The sequence below is a fragment of the Xanthomonas sp. NCPPB 3583 genome, from assembly GCF_041475715.2.
Taxonomy (GTDB): domain Bacteria; phylum Pseudomonadota; class Gammaproteobacteria; order Xanthomonadales; family Xanthomonadaceae; genus Xanthomonas; species Xanthomonas euvesicatoria.
Genome location: NZ_CM191263.1, coordinates 2,231,917 through 2,256,408, shown reverse-complemented (window position 1 = coordinate 2,256,408; position 24,492 = coordinate 2,231,917). Strand labels below are relative to the sequence as shown.

Here is a 24,492-nt window from a genome sequence, read left to right as displayed (position 1 = left end):
CGACACATGGCACTCGCGATCAGCAAAGAAAACATGAACCAGAACGCCGAAAAGGCGGGGCAATGGTTCGACCGTGTCCGCAGCCTGCAGATCACCCGCAAGCTGACCATGATGGCGATGATCGCCCTGGCGGTCGCGGCCGGTCTGGCGGTGTTCTTCTGGTCGCAGAAGCCTGGCTATCAGTCGCTGTACACCGGCCTGGATGAGAAGGGCAATGCCGAAGCGGCCGACCTGCTGCGCACCGCGCAGATTCCCTACAAGATCGACCAGGCCACCGGCGCCATTTCGGTGCCGCAGGACCGTCTGTACGACGCCCGCCTCAAACTGGCCGGCTCCGGCCTGACCGGCAAGGAAACCGGCGGCGGTTTCGAACTGATGGAAAAGGACCCGGGCTTCGGCGTCAGCCAGTTCGTGGAAAACGCCCGCTACCAGCACGCGCTGGAAACCGAACTCTCGCGCACCATCGGCACCCTGCGCCCGGTCCGCGAGGCCCGTGTGCACCTGGCCATTCCCAAGCCCAGCGCCTTCACCCGCCAGCGCGATGTAGCCAGCGCCTCGGTGGTGCTGGAATTGCGCGGCGGCCAGGGCCTGGAGCGCAACCAGGTCGATGCCATCGTCAATCTGGTGGCGTCCAGCATCCCGGACATGACCCCCGAACGCGTGACCGTGGTCGACCAGAGCGGCCGCATGCTCTCCATTGCCGACCCGAACAGCGACGCGGCCCAGCACGCCGCCCAGTTCGAACAGGTGCGCCGCCAGGAAAGCTCCTACAACCAGCGCATCCGCGAGCTGCTGGAGCCGATGACCGGCCCGGGCCGGGTCAATCCGGAAACCAGCGTGGACATGGACTTCTCGGTGGTCGAAGAAGCCCGCGAGCTCTACAACGGCGAGCCGGCCAAGCTGCGCAGCGAGCAGGTCAGCGACACCAGCACCAGCGCCACCGGCCCGCAGGGCCCTCCGGGCGCCACCAGCAATAGCCCCGGCCAGCCGCCGGCACCGGCCGTGGCCGGCGCGCCGGGCACCCCGGCGGCCGCCAATGGCCAGGCCGCGGCCCCGGCCACGCCGACCGAAAGTTCCAAGAGCGCCACGCGTAACTACGAATTGGACCGAACCTTGCAACACACCCGCCAGCCGGCCGGTCGCATCAAGCGCGTCTCGGTGGCGGTGCTGCTGGACAACGTCCCGCGCCCCGGCGCCAAGGGCAAGATGGTCGAACAGCCGCTCACCGCTGCCGAGCTCACCCGTATCGAAGGCCTGGTCAAGCAGGCAGTGGGGTTCGATGCGGCACGCGGCGACACGGTGTCGGTGATGAATGCCCCGTTCGTGCGCGAAGCGGTGGCGGGCGAGGAAGGCCCGAAGTGGTGGGAAGACCCGCGCGTGCAGAACGGTCTGCGCCTGCTGGTCGGTGCGGTGGTGGTGCTGGCGCTGTTGTTCGGTGTGGTGCGCCCCACCCTGCGTCAGCTCACCGGCGTGACCGCGGTCAAGGACAAGCAAGGCAAGGCTGGCAAGGATGGCACTCCACAGAGCGCCGACGTGCGGATGGTCGACGAAGACGACGACCTGATGCCCCGCCTGGAAGAAGACACCGCGCAGATCGGTCAGGACAAGAAGACCCCGATCGCTCTGCCAGACGCCTACGAAGAGCGCATGCGCCTGGCGCGCGAGGCCGTCAAAGCCGATTCAAAACGTGTCGCACAAGTCGTGAAGGGATGGGTCGCCAGTGAAGCCTGATACACAACCGATGACTGGAGTGCAGCGCGCCGCGGTGCTGTTGCTGTCGCTGGGCGAGAGCGACGCGGCCGAAGTGCTCAAGCACATGGACCCCAAGGAGGTGCAGAAGATCGGCATCGCCATGGCCACCATGACCGGCATCTCGCGCGACCAGGTCGAGAAGGTGATGGACGAGTTCAACGGCGAACTGGCCGGCAAGACCTCGCTGGGCGTGGGCGCCGACGACTACATCCGCAACGTGCTGATCCAGGCGCTGGGCGCCGACAAGGCCGGCGGGCTGATCGACCGCATCCTGCTGGGCCGCAACACCACCGGCCTGGACACCTTGAAGTGGATGGACCCGCGCGCGGTCGCCAACCTGGTGCGCAACGAGCACCCGCAGATCATCGCCATCGTCATGGCGCATCTGGACAGCGACCAGGCCGCCGAGGCGCTGAAGCTGCTGCCCGAGCGCACCCGCGCCGACGTGCTGCTGCGCATCGCCACCCTGGACGGCATTCCGCCGAATGCGCTGAGCGAGCTCAACGACATCATGGAGCGTCAATTCGCCGGCAACCAGAACCTGAAGTCGTCCAACGTGGGCGGCATCAAGGTGGCGGCCAACATCCTCAACTTCCTGGACACCGGCGCCGACCAGGGCGTGCTGGGCGAGATCGGCAAGATCGACGCCGACCTGGCCGGCAAGATCCAGGACCTGATGTTCGTGTTCGACAACCTGGTGGACCTGGACGACCGCGGCCTGCAGACGCTGCTGCGCGAAGTCTCCGGCGAGCGCCTGGGGCTGGCCTTGCGCGGCGCCGACGTCAAGGTGCGCGAAAAGATCACCCGCAACATGTCCCAGCGCGCGGCCGAAATCCTGCTCGAGGACATGGAAGCGCGCGGCCCGGTGCGCCTTGCAGACGTGGAAGCGGCGCAGAAGGAAATCCTCACCATCGTCCGCCGCCTGGCTGACGAAGGCGCCATCAGCCTGGGCGGCGCCGGTGCGGAGGCCATGGTATGAACGAGGTGGTCACCCGCTGGCTGGCCCCGGACCTGCAGCTTGTCCCGGCCCTGCCGGAACCGGACTACGAAGAACCGGCCATGCTCGAGCCGGTGCTGCGCCCGCCGACCCTGGAAGAGATCCAGGCCATCGAAGATGCCGCCCAGCACGAAGGGTTCGCGCGTGGGCATGCCGAAGGCTTCGCCCAGGGCCAGTCGGAAGTGCGCCGCCTCACCGCGCAGATCGACGGCATCCTGGACAACTTCACCCGCCCGCTGGCGCGGCTGGAAAACGAAGTGGTCGGCGCGCTCGGCGAGTTGGCCGTGCGCATTGCCGGCCAGCTGGTCGGCCGTGCCTACCAGGCCGACCCGCAACTGCTGGCCGACCTGGTCGGCGAGGCGGTCGATGCGGTTGGCGGCGCCGGCCGCGAGGTCGAAGTGCGCCTGCACCCGGACGACATCACCGCGCTGCTGCCGCATCTGGCGCCCAGCAGCACCACCCGCGTGGCCCCGGACATGAGCCTGAGCCGCGGCGACCTGCGTGTGCACGCCGAAAGCGTGCGCATCGACGGCACCCTGGACGCGCGCCTGCGGGCTGCGCTGGAGACGGTCATGCGCAAATCCGGAGCGGGCCTGTGAGCGCCCTGTTCGGTGCCACCCCGGCCGATTGGCTGGATGCACGCAATCTGCGCCTGGCCACGCGCCTGGGCACCCTTGGCCTGGAGCCCACCGCCGGTCGCACCCTGATCCGTGAAGGCATCCTGCGCCGCGCGGTCGGCCTGACCCTGGAAGCGACCGGCTGCGAAGCGCCGATGGGCGCGACCTGCAAGGTCGAGGTCGATGGCGGCTGGGTCGACGCTGAAGTGGTCGGCTTCGCCGGCGAACGCACCTACCTGATGCCCAGCGCCGAACTGCATGGCCTGCTGCCCAATGCCCGGGTGGTGCCCTCGCGCCGCCGCGGCGGCGTGGAAGTGGGCGAAGGCCTGCTCGGCCGTGTGATCGACAGCGACGGCACCCCGCTGGACGGCAAGGGCCCGATCCGCGCCGAAGGCAGCATCGGCATGGCCGGCGTGTCGATCAACCCGCTGGCGCGCGAGCCCATCACCACCTCGCTGGATGTCGGCGTGCGCGCCATCAACGCCATGCTGCCGATCGGCCGTGGCCAGCGCGTGGGCCTGTTCGCCGGCTCCGGCGTCGGTAAATCGACGCTGCTCGGCATGATGACCCGCTTCACCTCGGCCGACGTGATCGTGGTCGGGCTGATCGGCGAACGTGGCCGCGAAGTGCGCGATTTCGTCGAAACCACCCTGGGCGAAGAAGGCCTGCGCCGCGCCGTGGTCGTGGCCGCACCAGCCGACCGCCCGCCGTTGGCGCGCCTGCATGGCGCCTACCGCGCCACCGCCATCGCCGAATGGTTCCGCGACCAGGGCTTGAACGTGCTGCTGCTGATGGATTCGCTGACCCGCTTCGCCCAGGCGCAGCGCGAGATCGGCCTGTCGGTGGGCGAGCCGCCGACCACCCGCGGTTACCCGCCGTCGGTGTTCGCCAAATTGCCGGCGCTGGTGGAACGTGCCGGCAACGGCGCCAAGGGGCGCGGTTCGATCACCGCCTTCTACACCGTGCTGACCGAAGGCGACGACCCGCAGGACCCGATCGCCGACGCTGCCCGCGCCATCCTGGACGGCCACATCCTGCTCTCGCGTCGGGTGGCCGACAGCGGCCTGTATCCGGCCATCGACCTGGAATCCTCGGTCAGCCGCGTGGTGCAGGACATCGCCGACGACACCTGGCGCCTGCGCATCCGCAAGCTCAAGCGGCTGCTCTCGGCCTATACCGCCAACCGCGACCTGATCGCCATCGGCGCCTACCAGCGTGGCAGCGACCCGGCCACCGACGAAGCGCTGGCGCGCTGGCCGGAAATCGTCGAATTCCTCGGCCAGGACGTGCACAAGGCCTCGCTCCTGAGCGACAGCCTGTCCGCCCTGCAACAACTGGTCGAACCCGAGAACTAATCCATGATGCAGTCCAAACGGATCGACCCACTGCTGCGCCGCGCGCAGGAACAGGAAGACAAGGTCGCCCGCGATCTGGCCGAGCGCCAGCGCGTCCTGGAAACCCACCAGTCGCGCCTGGAAGAATTGCGCCGCTACGCCGAGGAATACGCCAACAGCCAGATGGCCGGCACCAGCGCGGTGGCGCTGAGCAACCGCCGCGCCTTCCTGGACCGCCTGGACAGCGCCGTGCTGCAACAGGCGCAGACCGTGCAAAGCAACATCGCCAAGGTGGAAGCCGAGCGCACCCGCCTGCTGCTGGCCAGCCGCGAGAAGCAGGTGCTGGAGCAATTGGCCGCCAGCTACCGTGCCCAGGAAAACAAAGTGATCGAACGCCGCGACCAGCGTGAGATGGACGACCTCGGCGCGCGTCGTTCGCGCCTGGCCCGCAGCCAAGACACCCACGGAGAATCCGCATGAACCCCTTGTCCGCCTTCGCCGCCGGCCTTGGTGCGCTTGCCGGCACCGGCAAGAAATCCAGCTACAGCGACCCGTCGTCCGAACCGGACGCGGGCCAGGACCAGTTTGCGCGCATGCTCAATCCGGCCAACACGCCGAACCAGGCCCCGCCGCAGGCACCCGAGCGCGTGCCTGCCAAGCAGGCCGCGCCCAGGCCCAACCAGCCCGACAAGAACCGCGGCGACGAGGACACCCACGACGATGCGGCCGGCGATGCCACTGCCCGGCCGCGGGCGCAGGACGGCGATGCCAAGCAGGCCAAGCCAGGTGCCGCCAAGGACGCGGCAACCACCGACAAGAGCACAGCCGCCACTGCCAGCAAGACCGGCAAACCGGCCAAGGCCGCCGCGACCGGCGAAGACGCGCCCGCAGAAGCAGCCACCGCGACCGATGCCGGCTGGCCGCCGGCTGGCCTGGGTGGCTTCGGCATGGGCCTGCTGGCGCAGGCGCTGCCGGGTGGCGACGTGCTGGCGGCCGCAGCCGCCGCACTGACGGCCAGCATGGCCGGCGCCAACGGCGCTGCGGCGACCGCCACCGCCCTGCCCACCGATGCAGCCGCAGCCGCCGCCACTGCAAACGCCGGCGCCGCCCTGCCCGCATTGGGAGCGCCGGTGCCGGCCGCTGCTGCAGGCGCCAAGCCGACCTCGACCACCGCCGTAAGCGGCGATGCACAGACGGCCGCGTTGATGAGCATGGCCGCCAAGGCGCTGGAGCCGGCCGCCGACGACAGCGCCGCTGCCGCAGCGCCGGACGCCCCGGCGTTCGTGTTGCCGACCACCACCGCGCCGGCACTCACCCGCCTGCAGGATGCCGCACCGATCTTCAGCGCCTCGCCCACGCCTACCCCGGACCTGGGCAGCGACACTTTCGACGATGCCATCGGCGCGCGCATGAGCTGGCTGGCAGACCAGAAAATCGGCCATGCCCACATCAAGGTGACTCCGAACGAGATGGGTCCGGTCGAGGTGCGCCTGCATCTGGAGGGCGACAAGGTCAATGCCAGCTTCACCGCCGCCAACGCCGACACCCGCCAGGCGCTGGAACAGAGCCTGCCGCGGCTGCGCGAAATGCTCGGCCAGAATGGCTTCCAGCTTGGCCAGGCCGACGTCGGCCAGCAACAGCAGCAGTCGGCGGGCAATCGCAATGGCGGCAACGACAGCGGCAACGGCCTGACCCTGGACGACGCCCCGCCCGTCGGAATTCCGTCGGTGGTGTTACGCCAGCGTGGATTGCTGGACGCCTACGCCTGAGACGACGTGCCGGGCACACCCCGGCACCGCTGATCCTCGCGCTCGGCCGCTGGCCGATGACGCCCTCCCACCCCCGCGGCGCAAGGCCTGCGGGGGTTTTCTGGTTTCCACGCAGCCCGCGCCAGGAAACCGACGCGGTTTTGGCATGCCAGTTGCATCGACAGGGTGAGCATTCCCCTGGAGCAGACTGTGGCAGCGGCCGAAAAAACCAAGAAGACCGACGACAAAGACGACAAGGGCGAGAAGAAGAAGGGCGGCAAGAAGCCCATCCTGCTCATCGCCATCGGCGTGGTGGTGCTGGCAGCCGCTGGCGGCGGCGCCTGGTTCTTCCTGGGCCACAAGGGCGAGGAAAAAGGCGGCAAGCACGACGCCCCCAAGGTGGCCGAAGTGCCCAAGCCGGCGCAGTACTTCCCGATGGACCCGGCGATCGTGGTCAACCTGGCCGACCCCGGCGATGGCCCGCAGTACCTGCAGGTCGAAGTGCAGCTGGTCACCCGCGACCCCGAAGAGCTCAAGCTCATCACCGAGAACGCGCCGGCCATTCGCGCGCACCTGCTGATGCTGCTGTCGCAGGTCAAGGCCACCGACGTGGCCGACCTGGCTGGCAAGCAGAAGCTGCAGAAGTCCGCCCTGGCCGAAGCGCAGAAGGTCATGACCAGCGAGACCGGCAAGAAGTGCGTCGAAGAATTGCTGTTCACCAGTTTCGTGACCCAGTAAGGCCTGCCCGATGAGCGTCAGTGATCTGCTTTCCCAAGACGAGATCGATGCCCTGCTGCATGGCGTGGATTCGGGCGCGGTCAACACCGAGCCGGAGCCGCTGCCCGGCGAGGCGCGCCAATACGATCTGTCCAGCCAGGACCGCATCATCCGTGGGCGCATGCCGACCCTGGAGATGGTCAACGAGCGCTTCGCGCGGTTGTGGCGGATCGGCCTGTTCAACCTGATCCGGCGCTCGGCCGACCTGTCGGTGCGCGGCATCGACCTGGTCAAGTTCAACGAGTACATGCACTCGCTGTATGTGCCGACCAACCTCAACCTGATCCGGTTCAAGCCGCTGCGTGGTACCGGGCTGATCGTGTTCGAACCCACCCTGGTGTTCACCGTGGTGGACAACTTCTTCGGTGGCGACGGCCGCTTCCACACCCGCATCGAAGGCCGCGAATTCACCGCCACCGAGATGCGCGTGATCCAGCTGATGCTCAAGCAGACCTTCGCCGACCTGAAGGAAGCCTGGGCGCCGGTGATGGACGTGGACTTCGAGTACATCAACTCCGAGATCAACCCGCACTTCGCCAACATCGTCACCCCGCGCGAGTATGTGGTGGTGTGCCGGTTCCATGTGGAGCTGGAAGGCGGCGGCGGCGAGATCCACATCACCCTGCCGTATTCGATGCTGGAGCCGATCCGCGAACTGCTCGATGCCGGCATCCAGAGCGACCGCAACGACCGCGACGACTCGTGGAACGTGATGCTGCGCGAGCAGCTGGACACCGCCGAGGTCACGCTCTCCAGCGTGCTGGCCAGCAAGCGCATGAGCCTGCGCCAGCTCACCGGGTTGAAGGTCGGCGACATCCTGCCGATCGACCTGCCCGCCCAGGTGCCGCTGTGCGTGGAAGACATCCCGTTATTCACCGGCGAATTCGGCGTTTCCAATGGCAACAACGCCGTCAAGATCACCGCCGTACGCCCGCCCGGCGTGCAAGCCCCACGCGCCGTTCCCTCCCAGGACCCCAGCAAATGATCAACTCCGACATCCTCGACGCCTCGCCTGCCACCTTCGACAGCCTGCAGGCCGAGCAGGACCAGAACGCCGCCGACCTCAACCTGGACGTGATCCTGGACGTACCGGTGACCCTGTCGCTGGAAGTGGGCCGCGCACGCATCCCGATCCGCAACCTGCTGCAGCTCAACCAGGGCTCGGTGGTGGAACTGGAACGCGGCGCCGGCGAACCGCTCGATGTCTACGTCAACGGCACCCTGATCGCGCACGGCGAGGTGGTCGTCATCAACGACCGCTTCGGCATTCGCCTGACCGACGTAGTCAGCCCCAGCGAACGGATCCGGAGGCTGCGGTGATCGGCCTGCTGGCCACTGCTGCGCCGGTCGCGGCCAAGGCGACCGGGGTCGGCGCGCAGGCACCGTCCTCGCCCGGTCTGTTTGGCGCAGTCTTTGCATTGCTGTTGGTGCTCGCGCTGATCGTCGGCCTGGGCTGGTTGCTCAAGCGCATGCCCGGCAGCGGATTCCGCAGCACCGAGGGCCTGCGTGTGGTGACCAGCCTGGCAGTCGGTGCCAAGGAACGTGTGGTGGTGGTGGAGGTGAACGGCCAGCAGTTGTTGCTGGGCGTCACCGCCGGCGGCATCAGCACCCTGCACACCTTGCCCGAACCGCTGCCGCCCACGCCCGCACCCACCCTGCCCACTTTCAAGCAACTCCCCAATTTCGCCCAGCTGCTCGCCCAGAAGCTGCGCAAGGACCCGTGACATGTTGAGCCGTTGGAATCGTTGGGGGCGCAGTGTGCGCCTGGTGCTGATCCTGCTGGTGATGAGTTGCCCGCTGCTGGCCGCGGCCAGCCCGGCCGCGCTGCCGGCAATGGCGCAGGCCGCGGCACCGGCGGCGACCCCTGCCGCGGTACCGGCCGGTTCCAACCAGTTGCCGTCGCTGCCGAACGTGAGCGTGGGCCGCATCGGCGACCAGCCCGTGAGCCTGCCGCTGCAGACCTTGCTGCTGATGACGGCGATCACCCTGCTGCCGTCGATGCTGCTGGTGCTGACCGCCTTCACCCGCATCACCATCGTGCTGGGCCTGCTGCGCCAGGCGTTGGGCACCGGCCAGACCCCGTCCAACCAGGTACTGCTGGGCCTGGCGATGTTCCTGACCGCGCTGGTGATGATGCCGGTGTGGCAGAAGATGTGGGGCGCCGGACTGCAGCCGTATCTCAATAACCAGATCGATTTTTCCACTGCCTGGACGCTCACCACGCAGCCGCTGCGCGCCTTCATGCTGGCGCAGATCCGCGAGACCGATCTGATGACCTTCGCCGGCATGGCCGGCGACGGCAAGTACGCCGGCCCGGACGCGGTACCGTTCCCGGTGCTGGTGGCCTCGTTCGTGACCAGCGAGCTGAAGACCGCGTTCGAAATCGGCTTTCTGATCTTCATTCCGTTCGTGATCATCGACCTGGTGGTGGCCAGCGTGCTGATGTCGATGGGCATGATGATGCTGTCGCCGATGCTGATCTCCGCGCCGTTCAAGATCCTGCTGTTCATTCTGGTGGATGGGTGGGTGCTGGTGGTGGGGACGCTGGCTGCGAGCTTTAATGCGTCGTAGGTGTGGACGCGCGGTGCGCGCGGTAGCGCTTGTCAATCGACTGATTTTCGCGCACTGCGGGGTTGCATTGCTCAACCATCAGCTCCGCTTGCCGCTTTTTGCCTTCCGCTTTTTGCCTTTGTGCTTCGCTTTGGCTTCTAGCTTCTCCAGGGCCCCATACCGCAGCGGCAAGGCCGGCAGATACAACCCGCAGGGCGGCGCGCATGGATGCGCGTCGTTTTTGTAAGGGACATGGATGTCCCTTACAAAAATTTCTGCCGGACTTGCGCACCCGCAGCGCCGTAGGCGCGGAGGGCGCGAGGACGGGGTGTGCTTTCTTTTGGTTACTTTTCTTTGCACAAGCAAAGAAAAGTGACTCGCGCCCGCAGGGCGTGAAAGCCGTTGATTCTCTGTCTCACACCAAAAACGAAACTGCAAACCGAGCAAACTCAAGTACAGGGCTTTCGCTCCCCTTCGGGGAACGAGTCACTTTCTTTGCCTGTGCAAAGAAGCGCTTTACAGCAGCCGAAGGCTGATCAAGTAACCAAAGAAACACACCCCGTCCTCGCGCCCCTACGCGCCAAGGCGCTACGGGTACGCAGTCCACGTGGGAATTTTTCTAAGGGACATCCATGTCCCTTAGAAAAACGTCGCGCATCCATGCGCGCCGCCCCTTCGGGTTTGACCCACGCGGCCCGCCGCTGCGGTATGGGGGATGAAAAGCAAACTGCAAATGCCAAGCAAGAGCACAGCGACAGCGACAGCGACAGCGACAGCGACAGCGAGTGCAACACGAGGCAACTCAGATCCCCGTTCGCCAACCAATCCCGAACCACGAATCCCGAATCCCCGCCCCTTTGGCACCCCACTTGCATCAGCACCTCCCATGAGCCCTGAAATCGCCCTGACTGAATTGCGTGGTGGCCTGGTCACCGTCCTGTGGATCGCCGGGCCGATGTTGCTGGCCGTGCTGGTGGTCGGCGTGGTGATTGGCGTGGTGCAGGCCGCCACCCAGTTGAACGAGCCGACCATCGCCTTCGTGGCCAAGGCGGTCGCGCTGACGGCCACGCTGTTTGCCACCGGCAGCATGCTGCTGGGGCATCTGGTGGAGTTCACCATTGCGCTGTTCCAGCGCATTCCACACCTGATCGGCTAGCGGGCCAGACCGGATGGATTCTGCAACCCAGATGGTGATCGATGGCCAGCGCGCGTTCGCGATGGTCGGGGCGATCATGTGGACCATGCTGCGCACCGGTGCGTTGCTCACCGCCATGCCGTTGATCGGTACGCGGGCGGTGCCCGGACGGGTGCGGGTGATGCTGGCCGGGACGCTGGCGATGGTGCTGGCGCCGATCCTGCCGCCGGTGCCGGAGTGGGACGGCTTTACCGCCCAGGCAGTGCTGAGCATTGCGCGCGAGCTGGCGGTCGGGGCCAGCATGGGCTTCATGCTGAAGCTGATTTTCGAAGCCGGCGCATTGGCCGGCGAACTGGTGTCGCAGTCCACCGGCCTGTCGTTCGCGCAGATGTCCGACCCGATGCGCGGCGTGACGTCGGGGGTGATCGCGCAGTGGTTCTATCTCGGCTTCGGGCTGCTGTTCTTCGCGGCCAACGGGCATCTGGCGGTGATCGCATTGCTGGTGGACAGCTACAAGGCGTTGCCGATCGGGACCGCGTTGCCCGATGCCGGCGCATTCGCCGAAGTGGCGCCCACCCTGTTCCTGCAGATCCTGCGCGGCGGGTTGACCCTGGCCTTGCCGATGATGGTGGCGATGCTGGCGGTCAACCTGGCCTTTGGCGCGCTGGCCAAGGCGGCGCCGGCATTGAATCCCATGCAACTGGGCCTGCCGCTGACGGTGTTGCTGGGGCTGTTCCTGCTGTCGAGTTTCGCCAGCGAGTTCGCCCCGCCAGTGCAACGCATGTTCGATACCGCCTTCGATGCCGCCAGAGAGCTGACGGCCTGACCCACACTAGACAATGGCCGACCACTGCAAGCACGGCAGGCCGCCAACTTGCCGGCGCCGCCACCACTTCGACGGGGGGCCGCCCCGCCTGCACCCTTGCAAACCGTGACACGCCTCAAGTTTCTGGCCGCGCAGCCGCTAAAGCCCCTACACGATTGACGCTGCGTATCGTCGTCCAACACTTACCCATCCCACGGGAATCGATGCTTACTGTGCCTGCGCTGTTGGCCCCGATGCGATTGCAAGGCGCTCGCCTGCGTGCGAGGGCGTGGCTGTTGCTGGCGGCGGTGCTGATCTGCGGCACAAGTTGGGCGCAAACCTACAGCTTCCGCGATTACGCCCAGGCCGATGGCCTGCAGGGCATGACCGTCAACAGCCTGCTCGAAGATCGCCAGGGCGTGGTCTGGGTCGGCACCGAGCTGGCGCTGCACCGTTTCGAACGCGAACACTTCACCCCGGTCGGCAAGGAGAGCGGGCTGGATGCGCGCTATATCCGCGCGCTCGGGCTGGATGCGGCCGGACGTCTGTGGGTGTCCAGCGCCAATGGCCTGTTCGTGCGCGAGGGCAACGACTTCGTGCAGGTGCTGCGCGAGGGCAAGCCGATCCGTGCCGACAGCGGCAATGTCGTTGCCGCCTACGCCGATGGCGTGGTGGTGGTCAGCGAAAACAGCCTGCTGCGGGTGTCGCCCAATGCAGCAGGCGGCTGGTCGGTCAACCCCCTGCCCTTGCAGCTGGACGATGGACGCCTCTTGCCGGCCGGCAGGGCCTTGCTGGCCGACGGAACCGCGTTATGGGCCAGTTGCGGCCAGCACGTCTGCCGGATCGATGCCGGCGGCAGGATCACCCTGATATCCGAAGACGATGGCGTGCCCGAACGGCAATGGCGCGCGATCTTTCGCGATCACCAGGGCACCTTGTGGTTGCGTGGGGGCGGCCTGGTGCTCTCACGCGCTGCCGGCGAGCGCGTGTTCCGCAATCGTCCGGCGCCGGCGGGCACCCGGTTCAACACCCTCTCCGGTGCCACGACGCTGTCGGAAGACGCGCAGGGCCGCCTGCTGACGCGCTCGGACCGCGGCCTGGTGCGCTGGGAAGGCGACCACTGGCGCTACTTCGGCCAAAGCCAGGGGCTGCAGATCAGCCCCATGGTTGGCCCGTTGATGATGCAGAGCACCGGCCACCTGTGGATCGGCACGCGCGGCCTGGGTGTGCAGCGCTGGCTGGGCTACGGCACCGTCGAACACTGGGACGAAAGCCAGGGGCTGGCCGAAGCGCCGACCTGGGTGAGCCAGCGACTGCCCAGCGGTGAGCTGTTGGTCGGTGGCGATGCCGGTTCCAATATGCTCGATCCGCGTAGCGGGCGCATGCAGCCGTGGACGCTGGAGAACGGCCAACCCCTGCTGCAATCCATTTCTATTGCACTGTCGCCGGACGATGGTGCGGCCTGGGTGGCGCGCTCGTCCGGAGCCGTGGCGCGGCGCGACTCGCGCAGCGGCAAGACCACCGATGTGCTGCAGCTCGACCTGCCGATCAACAGGCTGATGTTCGATACGGCCGGCACCTTGTGGATCACCACCCCGCGTGGGCTGTACCGCGTACAGCGCGGCACCCCGCTGCGGGCCGAGCGCGAAACGGCGCTGCCGGCAGCCTTTGTGGGCGATATCGACCTGGATCCGCAGGGGCGGCTGTGGGCCAGCACGCGCGAAGGCCTGTTCCTGCAGGCAAAAGACGGCAACTGGCAGCGCGTGCAGGTGCGCGGCGACCTGCCCAGCCAGGATTTCTTCCTGCTCGATTTCAGCGCCGATGGCGAGGTCTGGCTGTCGCTGCGCGATACCGGGCTGTGGCATGGCCGGCTGCAGGCCGACGGCGTGCTGACGCTTGCCGCCGTGGACGACCCGCTGGTGGCACGGGTGATGCCCTTCATCCTGCGCCACGACAGCAAGGGCCGGCTGTGGCTGGGCAGCAGCCAGGGCCTGGATGTGTACCAGAACGGTCGTTGGTCGCGGGCCACGCGCACGGAAGGGCTGTTGTGGGACGACATGTCGGCCAATGCATTTTTCGAAGATACCGATGGCAGCATCTGGCTCGGCAGCAGCCGTGGCCTGACCCACCTGCTGGATCCGATGCGCCTGTTCGCCGCACCGCCGCTGCGGGTGGACATCCTGCATGTGCGCCGCGGCAGCCAACCGCTGCTGCCGCAATCCCGGGTGGCGTGGTCGCAGGTGCCGCTGGATGTGGAGCTCAGCACCCCGGGGGCGGAAGGCGGCGCGAACCGCATCAGCTTCCGGTACCGGGTCGAAGGCCATCAGGCCAGTTGGACCAGCACCTCGCTCAGCCACCTGACCTACCCGCTGCTGCCGCCGGGCAGCTACACGCTGGAAGTGCAGGCACTGGATGCCTACCAGCGCAGCAGCAGCCCGATCACCCGCTTCGGTTTCGAACTGACACCGCCGTGGTGGCGCGGCGTGCCGGCCATCATCGGGTATGCGGTGCTGAGCATCCTGGCAGTGATCGCGCTGCTGCGTTGGCGCACCGCCAAACTGCTGCGACGCAAGCGCGAACTGGAGCAACTGGTGGCCAAGCGCACCGCCGAGCTGGAACAGGACAAGCGCGATCTGGAAGCGGCGCGCGCCGAACTCTCGCTCAAGGCCACCCACGACGAACTCACCGGCCTGCTCAACCGCGCCGGCATCCTGGCCGCGTTGCGCGAGATGCTGCTGCACGCCGAACACACCGGGCGTCCGCTGGCGGTGGTGTTGATCGACCTGGACCACTTCAAACTGGTCAACGACCAGCATGGCCATCTGGCCGGCGACGCCGTCCTGGCCGGGGTCGGCCGCCGCATGGACACGCTGATGCGCGGCGACGACCGCATCGGCCGTTACGGCGGCGAAGAATTGCTGGCGCTGCTGCCAGGCCTGAACCTGGATGCCACCCATCGGCTGGACGCCCTGCACCACGGCATCTGCGGCGACTACCCCATCGATGGCGGCTGGCTGCATGTCACCTGTTCGGTCGGCGTGGCCTGGTTCCAGCGTGGCGAAACGCTCGAGCAACTGCTGGCTCGCGCCGATGCGGCGCTGTACAGGGCCAAGCGCAGTGGCCGCAATCGCGTCGATTACGACCACGTGCCGCTGGATACGTTCGATCAGGTGTGACGGCAGCGCAGCTGAGCTTGCCGCGCGTTGCACCCGTTCGACCCGCATGCCGGAGACGCACAAGCGCCGACAATCGATTGCAACGCCTGGTCAAGCGCAAGCCTGCGCCCGCCCAGTACCGCGCCGTGCAAAGCCCGGCAGGGACGACAGGTGAATCGCGCTTGCGCACCCGTGTGACCTGCGTCCTACAACACGCCAGCAACCAGCCGCGTATGCCAGTTCCTCACGCCGTCGTGCTCGCTGAAGCATTAAAGGATTACGCGTTGGCAGCCGCTAGTGATTCCAATGCGGCCTGCAACGGGGGGCTGCCAAGGCAAGCCTGAGACACCGCGCGAGGGGCGCGGACCGCATTGCCGATGCGTGGGAGACTGCAACGTCCGTGGGGTTTGAGCACCGCCAATGGAGGTCGTCGCACCGGCGTGCACCGTTTGCCGTCGTGGTGCTGTTGGCATTGCTGTCGTTGGCCGACCTGGCCGGTGCGCAAAGCGCCAGCATCCGCCGCTATGCCCACGACCAGGGCCTGCTCGGGCTTGCCGGTACCTGCCTGCTGCAGACCCGCGCCACCTTGCTGTGGGTGTGCACCGAGAGCGGGCTGTATCGCTACAACGGGCGCATCTTCCAACAGGTGCCGCTGGATGGCCTGCGCAACGAGCCCACCACCTCGATCGCCGAAACCGCCGATGGGCGGTTGTGGGTGGCCGGCTTCCAGGCCCTGTTCGTCGGCGACGAGCACGGCTTCCGCAAACTGCAGCCCGATGAAGCCGAGCACCTGGGGGACCAGATGCAGCTCGCCAGCCTGCCCTGGGGCACGGTGCTGGCCAATGGCGGCACGCTGGAAATCCTGCAGGGCCGCGCCAACGATCGCTGGCACAGCGAACCGTTGCTGGACACCGCAACCCGCGTACGCGTTCCCGAGTTGTCCAAGTCGCTGAGCCTGTCGGTGGACGGCGACACGCTGTGGGTGGGCTGCGCACGCAAGCTGTGCGCCATCGATGCGCAGCGCAAGGTGCAGGTATTCGGACCCGAACACGGGGTGCCGGACGACCGGTGGTACAGCGTGTTGCGCGACCACGACGGCGGGCTGTGGGTGCGCGGTGCGGGCACCCTGCTCTATCGCGCACGCGGGGCGAGTGCCTTCAGTGTTCGCTCGCTGCCGCTGCTGGATGGCAGCACGGTCGGGCGGCCGGCGGCACTGGTGATGGACAGCGAAGGACGCGTGCTGGTGCGTCGTAACGACGGCCTGGCGCGTTGGGAAAACGGCCACTGGCGCACTTTCGGCGCGGACAATGGGCTACCGCCCGGCAGCAGCGACGCGATCCTGGTGGACCGCGATGGCGATATCTGGATGACCGTGGACGGCGAAGGTCTGGTGCGCTGGGCCGGCTACGAATGGATCGAAAACTGGGACGCTTCGCAAGGCATGCCGGCCGCGCCGACCTGGTCGATCGCCCGCGACACGCAGGGCGCACTGCTGGTCGGCAACGAGCACGGCATCGGCCGCCAGGCCGAGCCGGACAAGCGCTTCGTCCCGGCCCTGCAAAGCGCCGGGATCCAGGTCGTAGGCATGCAGCGCAGCGCAGACGGCAGCTTGTGGACGCTCAATTCGGCCGGTTTCCTGCGCCGCACCTGGCCGGATGGGCGCAGCGCGCAGATCGCCAAGTTGCCGCGCACTGCGCGCCGCCTGCTGATCGACCGCCAGAGCCGGCTATGGATGCTCAGCGCCGGCGGCTTGTTCGTGATCGAACACCCGCTCGACGGCGGCAGCATGCAGGCCGTGGCCGACGTGCCTGCCATCGCCTACACCGACATCCAGCAAACCGCCGACGGCACGCTGTGGGTTTCCAGCTCCAACGGCTTGTTCCAGCTGCGCGATGGGCGGTGGTCCAAGGTCAGGGTCAAGGTCAACGGCGGCGCGCCGGAGCCATGGATCGCCAAGTTCCATATCAGCGACAGCGGTGAGGTGTGGCTGGCGTTCTATCGCCCCGGCCTGTGGCACGGCATGTTGTTGCACGACGGCCTGGACCTGCAGGAAATCAGCGACGAGGCGCTGCGCGATGTCGGCGTGTACCTGCTGCGCAGCGACAGCTTCGGCCGGGTCTGGGTGGGTCATGCGCGCGGCGTCGAAGTCTACGACGGCGAGCGCTGAGCGCATCTGTCGCAGTCGCAGGGGCTGATCTGGGATGACGTTTCCGAGGCCGCGTTTGCCGAAGATCCGGACGGTTCGGTGTGGATCGGCACCGCACGCGGGGTGAGCCACGTGAGCGACCCGGCGCGCCTGTTCGACGAACGCCAACCCAGCGTGCGCATCGACAGCGTCAGCCGCGGCGGCATGCCGGTGCAGCGCGGGCAGCTGCTGGGCTGGAGCGACAAGCCCTTGCACATCGAGCTGTCGACGATGGAGGTCTACGACGACCCCAGCCGCCTGACGGTACGTTATCGCCTGCTCGGCCTGCACGACCAATGGATCCAGAGCGACAACCTCTCCATCGACCAGCCACCGCTGCCTTCCGGGCACTTCCGCCTGCAGGTGCAGGTGCTGGACCGCTACCGTCGCACCGCTTCGCCGATCGCCGACCTGCCCTTCGCGGTCGCGCCACTGTGGTGGCGCAGCCCGCCGGCGATCGCGCTGTATGTGTTGATCGGCGGCGGCCTGCTGATCGGCCTGTGGCGCTGGCGGCACCGCCATCTGGTGGCGCGCGAACGCATGCTGGCCGAATTGGTGTCCGAGCGCACTTACCAGCTGGAGCGCGAAAAACGCGAACTGGAAAACGCACGTGCGGCGCTGGCCTTGAAGGCCAGCCACGACGCGCTGACCGGCCTGCTCAACCGCTCCGGCATCCTGGAAGCGATGGCCGAAGAACTGCAGGGCTGCGCGCACGGCGAGCATCCGCTGGCGGTGGTGTTGATCGATCTGGACCACTTCAAACAGGTCAACGACGAACATGGGCACTTGGTCGGCGATGCGGTGCTGGCCAAGGTGGGCGCGCGGCTGACGGCCTGCCTGCGCGATTCGGACAAGGTGGGCCGCTACGGCGGCGAAGAATTGCTGCTGTTGCTGCCAGGCATGAGCCAACAGAGCCAGCACCGGCTGCGCGCCATCCACGAAGCGCTCAGCATTGCGCCCTACGAAGTGGGCGCCGCACGCCCGCTGCAGGTGACCTGTTCGGTGGGCGTGTCCTGGTTCCGCGTCGGCGATACCGCCGCCTCGCTGCTGGCGCGTGCGGACGAGGCGCTGTATCGGGCCAAGCGCTCCGGCCGTAACCGGATCGAACCGGAGGAACCGGAAAGTTCGGTGGCATGAGCCGCGCAGGCGGCCAGGCCCGGCGGGCACGCGCAGGCAGGCAGCGCACGCGTCTCATCGGCAAGCCACGGCGCACCGGCAGTCGATGCGCGACCATGCCGTGATTGCGTACGCCGACAGCGCACGCAGGGCGGCCGCAGCACCTTCGAGCGTGCCGTCTCTGGCGGCAACGCCGGGTTGATGGCCTTGGCCGCTTCCCCGCGCTCAAGAAGTCGGCCAAGGGGTCGCTAGGTCTTGGGCAACGCGTCTTTCGACGTGGGAAGTGGATAGGTGGTCGGAACCTACAACCCTGGCATGGTGATGCTGTCGCTGGTAGTGGCCGTGCTGGCTTCCTACACCGCGCTGTATCTGGCCGCACGCACCACTGCCAGTCGTGGCGGCATCGCAGCCGCGTGGCTGGTGGGCGGCGCCATTGCCATGGGCATCGGCATCTGGTCGATGCACTTCGTCGGCATGCTGGCGTTTCGCCTGCCGATTCCGGTCGGCTACGACCTGGCGCTGACGTGCTATTCGATGCTGGCGGCGATCCTGACCTCGGCGCTGGCGCTCTGGCTGACCTCGCGCGCGGACCTGCCGTCGCTTCGGTTGGGCCTGGGCGCGCTGTTGATGGGACTGGGCATTGCGCTGATGCATTACATGGGCATGGATGCGCTGCGCATGGTGCCGGCCATTCGCTACGACCCGCTGCTGTTCGGGCTGTCGATCGCCATCGCCATCGGCGCCTCTGCCGCCGCGTTGTGGATCGCGTTCCGGCTGCGCCACGATGGGCAGCGCTCCAGCCTGCGCCTGATCGCCGCCTCGATCATGGGCGTAGCCATCGTGGGCATGCATTACACCGGCATGGCCGCCGCCCGGTTCGCGCCCGGTAGCGTGTGTGGCGCGGTGGCCGATACGCATCTGCCGTTGTCGTGGCTGACGGCGGTGGTGGTGCTGGTGACCTTGGTCCTGCTGATGCTGGCGCTGGTCATTTCGTTGCTGTCGCGCCGCTTTCAGCAGCGCACCGATGTGCTGGCGCAGTCGCTGGCCAAGGCCAATGCCGAACTGGCACTGGCCACGCTGCACGACCCACTCACCCGGCTGCCGAACCGCATCCTGCTGCACGAGCATCTCGTGCAGAACATCGAACGCGCCCAGCGCCAGGGGCAGCGCTTTGCGGTGATGCTGATCAACCTGGACGGGTTCAAGGTGATCAACGACGGCTATGGTCATGCGTTGGGCGACCGCCTGCTGGTGGTGGTGGCCGAGCGCTTGAACGCGCATCGGCGCGCGCATGGCAGCCTGGCGCGGCTGGGCGCAGACGAATTCGTGCTGGTGGCCGACATCGCCGACCCGGAAGATGCCGCTGCGCTGGCCGCGCACTTGGTGCAGGCGCTGGCGGTGCCGTTCCTGGTGGCCAACCACGAGCTGCGCCTGAGCAGCAGCATTGGCATTGCGCTGTACCCGGAAGACGCCGGTAGCGAGCACCAGCTGCTGACGCATGCCGATGCGGCAATGACCCATGCCAAACATGCCGGCCGCAACCGCTACAGCTTTTTCGAACGCTCGATGACGGCCACCACCCGCGACCGCCTGCAGCTGCTGCAGGAACTGCCGCGCGCGCTGGAACTGGGGCAGTTCGTGCTGCATTACCAGCCCAAGTACTGCGCCGAGGACGGCCGCCCGATCGGCGCCGAAGCGCTGATCCGCTGGCAGCACCCCGAGCGCGGCCTGGTGCCGCCGGACAGCTTCATTCCGCTGGCCGAACGCAGCGGCATGATCGGCCTGCTCGGCAGCTGGGTGCTGCGGCAGGCCTGCCGCCAGATGCGCGACTGGCGGCAGGCTGGGCACGGCGACTGGCGGGTGGCGGTCAACCTGTCGGCCCTCCAGCTGGCCTCGCCCAGCCTGCTGGACGAAGTGGCCACCACGCTGAGCGAATATGCGCTGGCCCCTGGCCAGCTCACCCTGGAAATCACCGAAACCATGGCCATGCGCGACGCCGAGGCCTGCCTGCGCACCCTGGGCCAGCTCAACGCGCTGGGCGTGCGCATTGCCATCGACGACTTCGGCACCGGCTATTCCAACCTGCTCTACCTGCGCAAGCTGCCGGCGCACGAGCTCAAGATCGACCGCAGTTTCGTCCAGGCCATGGACGGCAGCGCCGAAGACATCGCCATCGTGGCGGCCGTGGTCGCGCTGGCGCACACCATGCGCCTGCAAGTGGTGGCCGAAGGCGTGGAAACCCTCGCCCAGCGCAACACCCTGGAACGGCTGGGCTGCGACCAGCTGCAAGGCTATCTGCTGGGCCGGCCGATGGACGCCGAACGCTTCATCGCCACCGTGGTCGCCCAGCGCGACGGCCCGCGCCGCCTGGCCAGCTGAGCCGCTCGCTGCAGCCCCGGCGTCTGGCCTACGGTGCAACCCGCAGCCACCGCTTTTCCGAATCCCGAATCCCGAATCCCGAATCCCGAATCCCGAATCCCGATTCCCAGCTCCACAAACTGGAACGCCGCTTGCATCGGTTGGATTAATCCCCCACCGGCACCTCCATGTCCGAGTCCGAAGACGGCGGCGAGCGTACAGAGCTTCCCACCGAAAAACGCCTACGCGAGGCCCGTGAGCAGGGCAACATCCCGCAATCGCGCGAGTTGTCGACCGCAGCGGTGTTCGGTGCCGGCGTATTCGCGCTGATGGTGCTGGCCCGCGGCATCGGCGATGGCGCTGCGGTGTGGATGAAGACCGCGCTCAGCCCGGACCCGAAGCTGCGCGAGACCCCGATGGCGCTGTTCGGCCATTTCGGCGATCTGCTGCTGCAGTTGCTGTGGGTGATGCTGCCGCTGATCGGCATCTGCCTGGCTGCCGGGCTGGCCGGCCCGCTGATGATGAGCGGCCTGCGCTTTTCCGGCAAAGCCATCATGCCCGACCTCAGCAAGCTCAACCCCGCCAACGGGATCAAGCGCATGTGGGGCAGCAACAGCCTGGCCGAGCTGATCAAGTCGGTGCTGCGCCTGCTGTTTGTCGGGCTGGCCGCCAGCTTCTGCATTTCCAAGGGCCTGCACGGCCTGCGCTCGCTGGTGAACCAGCCGCTGGAACAGGCCATCGGCAACGGGCTGGACTTCACCAAGAGCCTGCTGTTCTACACCGCCGGCGCGCTGGTGCTGCTGGCCGCCATCGACGCGCCGTACCAGAAGTGGAACTGGCTGCGGAAGCTGAAGATGACGCGCGAAGAGATCAAGCGCGAGATGAAGGAAAGCGAGGGCAGCCCGGAAGTGAAGGGCCGCATCCGCCAGATGCAGATGCAGATGTCGCAGCGCCAGATGATGGAAGCGGTGCCCAAGGCCGACGTGGTGCTGATGAATCCAACCCACTACGCGGTGGCGCTCAAGTACGAAGGCGGCAAGATGCGCGCCCCGATCGTGGTGGCCAAGGGCGCGGACGAAATGGCCTTCCGCATCCGCGAAGCCGGCGAACAGCACCGGGTGGCGATCGTCACCGCCCCGCCTTTGGCACGCGCCTTGTATAGGGAAGCGCAAATCGGCAAGGAAATTCCCGTGAGACTCTATTCGGTCGTGGCCCAGGTGCTCTCCTACGTCTACCAGCTGCGTGGCTGGAACGGCGGCCCGATGCCGGAACTGCCCTCGCTTGAGGTGGATGAGTTCGGCAAGGGAGCCAGCGCATGAGCGCCCGCCCCGCCCCGATGAACGCCCGCCGCGTGATGGAGTTGCTGCGCAACGGCCTGGGCGCCCCGCTGGCGTTGATGGCCATGCTGGCCATGCTGATGGTGCCGCTGGCCGCGCCGGTGCTGGATGCGCTGTTCACCTTCAACATCGCCATCTCGCTGATGGTGCTGCTGGCGGTGGTGTACGTGCAGCGCCCGCTGGAATTCACCATTTTCCCGATCGTGCTGTTGATGACCACGATGCTGCGGCTGGCGCTGAACGTCGCCTCCAGCCGCGTGATCCTGATCAACGGCCAGGACGGTCACGCCGCCGCCGGCAAGGTCATCGAGGCCTTCGGCCAGTTCGTGATCGGCGGCAATTACGCCGTGGGTATCGTGGTGTTCGCGATCCTGACCATCATCAACTTCGTGGTCATCACCAAGGGTGCCGGACGCGTGTCGGAAGTGACCGCGCGCTTCATCCTGGACGCCATGCCCGGCAAGCAGATGGCCATCGACGCCGACCTCAACGCCGGTTTGCTGACGCGCGAGGAGGCCAAGGCCCGCCGCGAGGAAGTGCGCGAGGAAGCCGACTTCTACGGTGCGATGGACGGTGCCAACAAGTTCATCCGCGGCGACGCCATCGCCGCCATCCTGATCCTGTTCATCAACCTCATCGGCGGCATGGCGGTGGGCATGCTCCAGCACGGCATGAGCTTCATGGATGCCGCCTCCACCTACACCCTGCTATCCATCGGCGACGGCCTGGTGGCGCAGCTGCCGGCCCTGCTGGTTTCGTCTTCGGTCGCCTTGCTGGTGACCCGCGCCTCGCGTGCGCAGGACATGCGCGGGGCCATGGTCAGCCAGGTGTTCGGCCAGCACCGCGCCTTGGCGGTGGCTGCGGCCATCCTCGGCCTGGTCGGCCTGGTGCCCGGCATGCCGAACGTCGCGTTTTTGACGCTGGGCCTGGTCCTGGGCGTGATCGCCTGGAAGCTGTACAAGCGCAGCCTGGCAAAGCCGGCGGCCGGCGATCCGGCGGCCGATCCGCAGGCGGCGGCCGCGGCGACCGCCGCCCAGGCCAGCGCCGAGCTGAGCTGGGACGAGCTGCGCCCGATCGACCCGCTGGGCCTGGAAGTGGGCTACCGGCTGATCCCGCTGGTGGACAAGAACCAGGGCGGCGAACTGATGGCGCGCATCAAGGGCGTGCGCCGCAAGCTCACCCAGGACATCGGTTTCCTGGTGCCGCCGGTGCATATCCGCGACAACCTGGAACTGTCGGCCAATGCCTACCGGCTACTAGTGCATGGCGTGCCGGTAGCCACCGCAGAAATCTATTCCGATCGCGAACTGGCACTGGACCCGGGCGGTGCGCTCGGCCAGCTCGACGGCATCCCCGGCAAGGACCCGGCATTCGGCCTGGACGCCACCTGGATCCAGCCGCACCAGCGCGCCTATGCCGAATCGATGGGCTACACCGTGGTCGACCCGGCGACCGTGGTCGCCACCCACCTGTCGCACCTGATCCGCGAGCATGCGCCCGAACTGCTCGGCCATGAAGAAGTGCAGCAGTTGCTGGCCACGCTGGCCAAGACCGCGCCGAAGATGGTCGAAGACCTCACCCCGAAGGCACTGCCGCTGTCGGTGGTGGTGCGCGTGCTGCAGAACCTGCTGATCGAGAAGATTCCGGTACGGCAACTGCGCAAGATTGTCGAAGCGCTGGTCGAACACGCCCCGCATAGCCAGGACCCGGCCACCCTCACCGCCGCGGTGCGTACCTCGCTGGGCCGCTTCATCGTGCAGGAGATCGCCGGCATGTCGGCCGAGCTGCCGGTGTTCACCCTGGCCCCGCAGCTGGAGCGCGTCCTGCAGGAATCCACCCATGGCAACGGCGTGGCGCTGGAGCCCGGGCTGGCCGAACGCCTGCACCAGAGCCTGGCCGATTGCGTGGGCAAGCAGGAAGCCCGCAACGAACCGGCGGTGGTGCTGGTGCCCGGCCAGGTGCGCGCCGCACTGGCCCGTCTGGTGCGCCACAGCGTGCCCAGCCTGTCGGTGCTGGCCTACAGCGAAGTGCCAGAAGACAAGCGCCTGAAGCTGGTCGGCACGATCAGCTGAGACCGCCCAACCACAACGCACCCATCCCCCGCCGGGCTTGCCGGGACGGCCAGTCGCGCCCGGGTGCGCTCCTACGACATCCAAGGCGATGCGGAAATATGCCGCCCACGCCGACACCACCGTAGGAGCGCACCTGGGCGCGACCGCCTTTACCGGACAGCCCGTCGCGCCCAAGTGCGCTCCTACCAAGCCATTCCCGTGCCCGGCCGACATGCCAGCCAGCGATGGATACCTGCCGCAACCGACCACCGCACCCGGCGTCGGAAAGCCGCCACCGGCCCGGACCTCCAATCGATTGCGTGGCGCTGGCCGCTGCGAGGCGTTCCCAATGCGCCCGGCCGGACGTCCGGCCTGCGAGTTCAGCGGTCCGCAGAAAGACGCCAGCGCCGCACCGCCCCGGAAAAACGTCAATCGATTCAGTGACTTGACGCCTTCCAACCGGGCCAGACGCACAGCGCCCACCCCGCCCTGATGCTCCGGCGCCCCGCGCCGGAACGCTGGCACCGCGTTTTGGCACACCGCATGCATTAGCTCTGCCGAGACCACAGCCAGCA

The 24,492-nt window shown here is 67.4% G+C and carries 17 protein-coding genes and 1 pseudogene; all 18 read left to right on the top strand.

What is annotated here, in order from left to right; genetic code table 11:
* Positions 1–6: 6 nt before the first annotated feature.
* The 18 genes and pseudogenes from fliF to flhA all read left to right on the top strand — a co-directional run bounded on the left by fliF (position 7) and on the right by flhA (position 23,938).
* On the top strand, positions 7–1,731 hold the full coding sequence (gene fliF, locus ACCQ07_RS09930) for a flagellar basal-body MS-ring/collar protein FliF (RefSeq protein ID WP_011347269.1): 1,725 nt from the start codon (positions 7–9) through the stop codon (positions 1,729–1,731).
* A gap of 10 nt (positions 1,732–1,741) precedes the next feature.
* Positions 1,742–2,731 (top strand): flagellar motor switch protein FliG, encoded by a 990-nt coding sequence (fliG, locus tag ACCQ07_RS09925; protein ID WP_372364041.1) that lies wholly within the window; start codon positions 1,742–1,744, stop codon positions 2,729–2,731.
* Positions 2,728–3,348, top strand: coding sequence for a FliH/SctL family protein (locus ACCQ07_RS09920; RefSeq protein WP_011347268.1), 621 nt, complete (start codon positions 2,728–2,730; stop codon positions 3,346–3,348). The genes fliG and ACCQ07_RS09920 overlap by 4 nt, the downstream gene beginning before the upstream one ends.
* A complete protein-coding gene (locus ACCQ07_RS09915; protein ID WP_005918170.1) occupies positions 3,345–4,721 on the top strand; it encodes a FliI/YscN family ATPase in 1,377 nt (458 codons plus the stop codon). Before ACCQ07_RS09920 ends, ACCQ07_RS09915 begins: the two co-directional genes overlap by 4 nt.
* A gap of 3 nt (positions 4,722–4,724) precedes the next feature.
* Positions 4,725–5,180 (top strand): flagellar export protein FliJ, encoded by a 456-nt coding sequence (gene fliJ, locus ACCQ07_RS09910; protein WP_005918178.1) that lies wholly within the window; start codon positions 4,725–4,727, stop codon positions 5,178–5,180.
* A complete protein-coding gene (locus tag ACCQ07_RS09905; RefSeq protein ID WP_104613796.1) occupies positions 5,177–6,469 on the top strand; it encodes a flagellar hook-length control protein FliK in 1,293 nt (430 codons plus the stop codon). The genes fliJ and ACCQ07_RS09905 overlap by 4 nt, the downstream gene beginning before the upstream one ends.
* A 165-nt stretch (positions 6,470–6,634) precedes the next feature.
* A complete protein-coding gene (locus ACCQ07_RS09900) occupies positions 6,635–7,186 on the top strand; it encodes a flagellar basal body-associated FliL family protein (RefSeq protein ID WP_008577202.1) in 552 nt (183 codons plus the stop codon).
* Positions 7,187–7,196: 10 nt separating this feature from the next.
* Positions 7,197–8,210 carry a flagellar motor switch protein FliM gene (gene fliM / locus ACCQ07_RS09895; RefSeq protein ID WP_008577203.1) on the top strand — a complete coding sequence of 338 codons (1,014 nt, stop codon included), beginning with the start codon at positions 7,197–7,199 and terminating at the stop codon, positions 8,208–8,210.
* A complete protein-coding gene (gene fliN, locus ACCQ07_RS09890; RefSeq protein WP_007969679.1) occupies positions 8,207–8,545 on the top strand; it encodes a flagellar motor switch protein FliN in 339 nt (112 codons plus the stop codon). The genes fliM and fliN overlap by 4 nt, the downstream gene beginning before the upstream one ends.
* Positions 8,542–8,949: a flagellar biosynthetic protein FliO gene (gene fliO, locus ACCQ07_RS09885; protein WP_008577205.1), complete on the top strand. Its 408-nt coding sequence runs from the start codon at positions 8,542–8,544 to the stop codon at positions 8,947–8,949. Before fliN ends, fliO begins: the two co-directional genes overlap by 4 nt.
* Position 8,950: 1 nt before the next feature.
* Positions 8,951–9,796, top strand: a complete 846-nt coding sequence (fliP, locus tag ACCQ07_RS09880; protein WP_005921349.1) for a flagellar type III secretion system pore protein FliP — start codon at positions 8,951–8,953, stop codon at positions 9,794–9,796.
* A gap of 865 nt (positions 9,797–10,661) precedes the next feature.
* Positions 10,662–10,931, top strand: a complete 270-nt coding sequence (locus ACCQ07_RS09875; protein ID WP_005917968.1) for a flagellar biosynthetic protein FliQ — start codon at positions 10,662–10,664, stop codon at positions 10,929–10,931.
* Positions 10,932–10,944: 13 nt separating this feature from the next.
* Positions 10,945–11,736 (top strand): flagellar biosynthetic protein FliR, encoded by a 792-nt coding sequence (fliR, locus tag ACCQ07_RS09870; RefSeq protein WP_008572484.1) that lies wholly within the window; start codon positions 10,945–10,947, stop codon positions 11,734–11,736.
* A 203-nt stretch (positions 11,737–11,939) separates the two neighbouring features.
* Positions 11,940–14,891, top strand: coding sequence for a diguanylate cyclase domain-containing protein (locus ACCQ07_RS09865; RefSeq protein ID WP_372364039.1), 2,952 nt, complete (start codon positions 11,940–11,942; stop codon positions 14,889–14,891).
* Positions 14,892–15,270: 379 nt separating this feature from the next.
* A pseudogene (locus ACCQ07_RS09860) lies at positions 15,271–18,192 on the top strand (diguanylate cyclase).
* A 270-nt stretch (positions 18,193–18,462) separates the two neighbouring features.
* Positions 18,463–20,550, top strand: coding sequence for a putative bifunctional diguanylate cyclase/phosphodiesterase (locus ACCQ07_RS09855; protein WP_209262017.1), 2,088 nt, complete (start codon positions 18,463–18,465; stop codon positions 20,548–20,550).
* A gap of 167 nt (positions 20,551–20,717) precedes the next feature.
* Positions 20,718–21,848 carry a flagellar biosynthesis protein FlhB gene (gene flhB / locus ACCQ07_RS09850; RefSeq protein ID WP_372364038.1) on the top strand — a complete coding sequence of 377 codons (1,131 nt, stop codon included), beginning with the start codon at positions 20,718–20,720 and terminating at the stop codon, positions 21,846–21,848.
* A gap of 17 nt (positions 21,849–21,865) precedes the next feature.
* Entirely contained in the window at positions 21,866–23,938 is a 2,073-nt protein-coding gene (gene flhA, locus ACCQ07_RS09845; RefSeq protein WP_029819345.1) for a flagellar biosynthesis protein FlhA, read from the top strand.
* The last annotated feature ends 554 nt before the right edge of the window (positions 23,939–24,492 follow it).

Coding starts and splice junctions, on each gene's coding strand:
- fliF (WP_011347269.1), top strand. CDS start 7: ATGGCACTCGCGATCAGCAAAGAAAACATGAACCAGAACGCCGAAAAG.
- fliG (WP_372364041.1), top strand. CDS start 1,742: ATGACTGGAGTGCAGCGCGCCGCGGTGCTGTTGCTGTCGCTGGGCGAG.
- ACCQ07_RS09920 (WP_011347268.1), top strand. CDS start 2,728: ATGAACGAGGTGGTCACCCGCTGGCTGGCCCCGGACCTGCAGCTTGTC.
- fliJ (WP_005918178.1), top strand. CDS start 4,725: ATGATGCAGTCCAAACGGATCGACCCACTGCTGCGCCGCGCGCAGGAA.
- ACCQ07_RS09905 (WP_104613796.1), top strand. CDS start 5,177: ATGAACCCCTTGTCCGCCTTCGCCGCCGGCCTTGGTGCGCTTGCCGGC.
- fliM (WP_008577203.1), top strand. CDS start 7,197: ATGAGCGTCAGTGATCTGCTTTCCCAAGACGAGATCGATGCCCTGCTG.
- fliN (WP_007969679.1), top strand. CDS start 8,207: ATGATCAACTCCGACATCCTCGACGCCTCGCCTGCCACCTTCGACAGC.
- fliP (WP_005921349.1), top strand. CDS start 8,951: ATGTTGAGCCGTTGGAATCGTTGGGGGCGCAGTGTGCGCCTGGTGCTG.
- ACCQ07_RS09875 (WP_005917968.1), top strand. CDS start 10,662: ATGAGCCCTGAAATCGCCCTGACTGAATTGCGTGGTGGCCTGGTCACC.
- fliR (WP_008572484.1), top strand. CDS start 10,945: ATGGATTCTGCAACCCAGATGGTGATCGATGGCCAGCGCGCGTTCGCG.
- ACCQ07_RS09865 (WP_372364039.1), top strand. CDS start 11,940: ATGCTTACTGTGCCTGCGCTGTTGGCCCCGATGCGATTGCAAGGCGCT.
- flhB (WP_372364038.1), top strand. CDS start 20,718: ATGTCCGAGTCCGAAGACGGCGGCGAGCGTACAGAGCTTCCCACCGAA.
- flhA (WP_029819345.1), top strand. CDS start 21,866: ATGAACGCCCGCCGCGTGATGGAGTTGCTGCGCAACGGCCTGGGCGCC.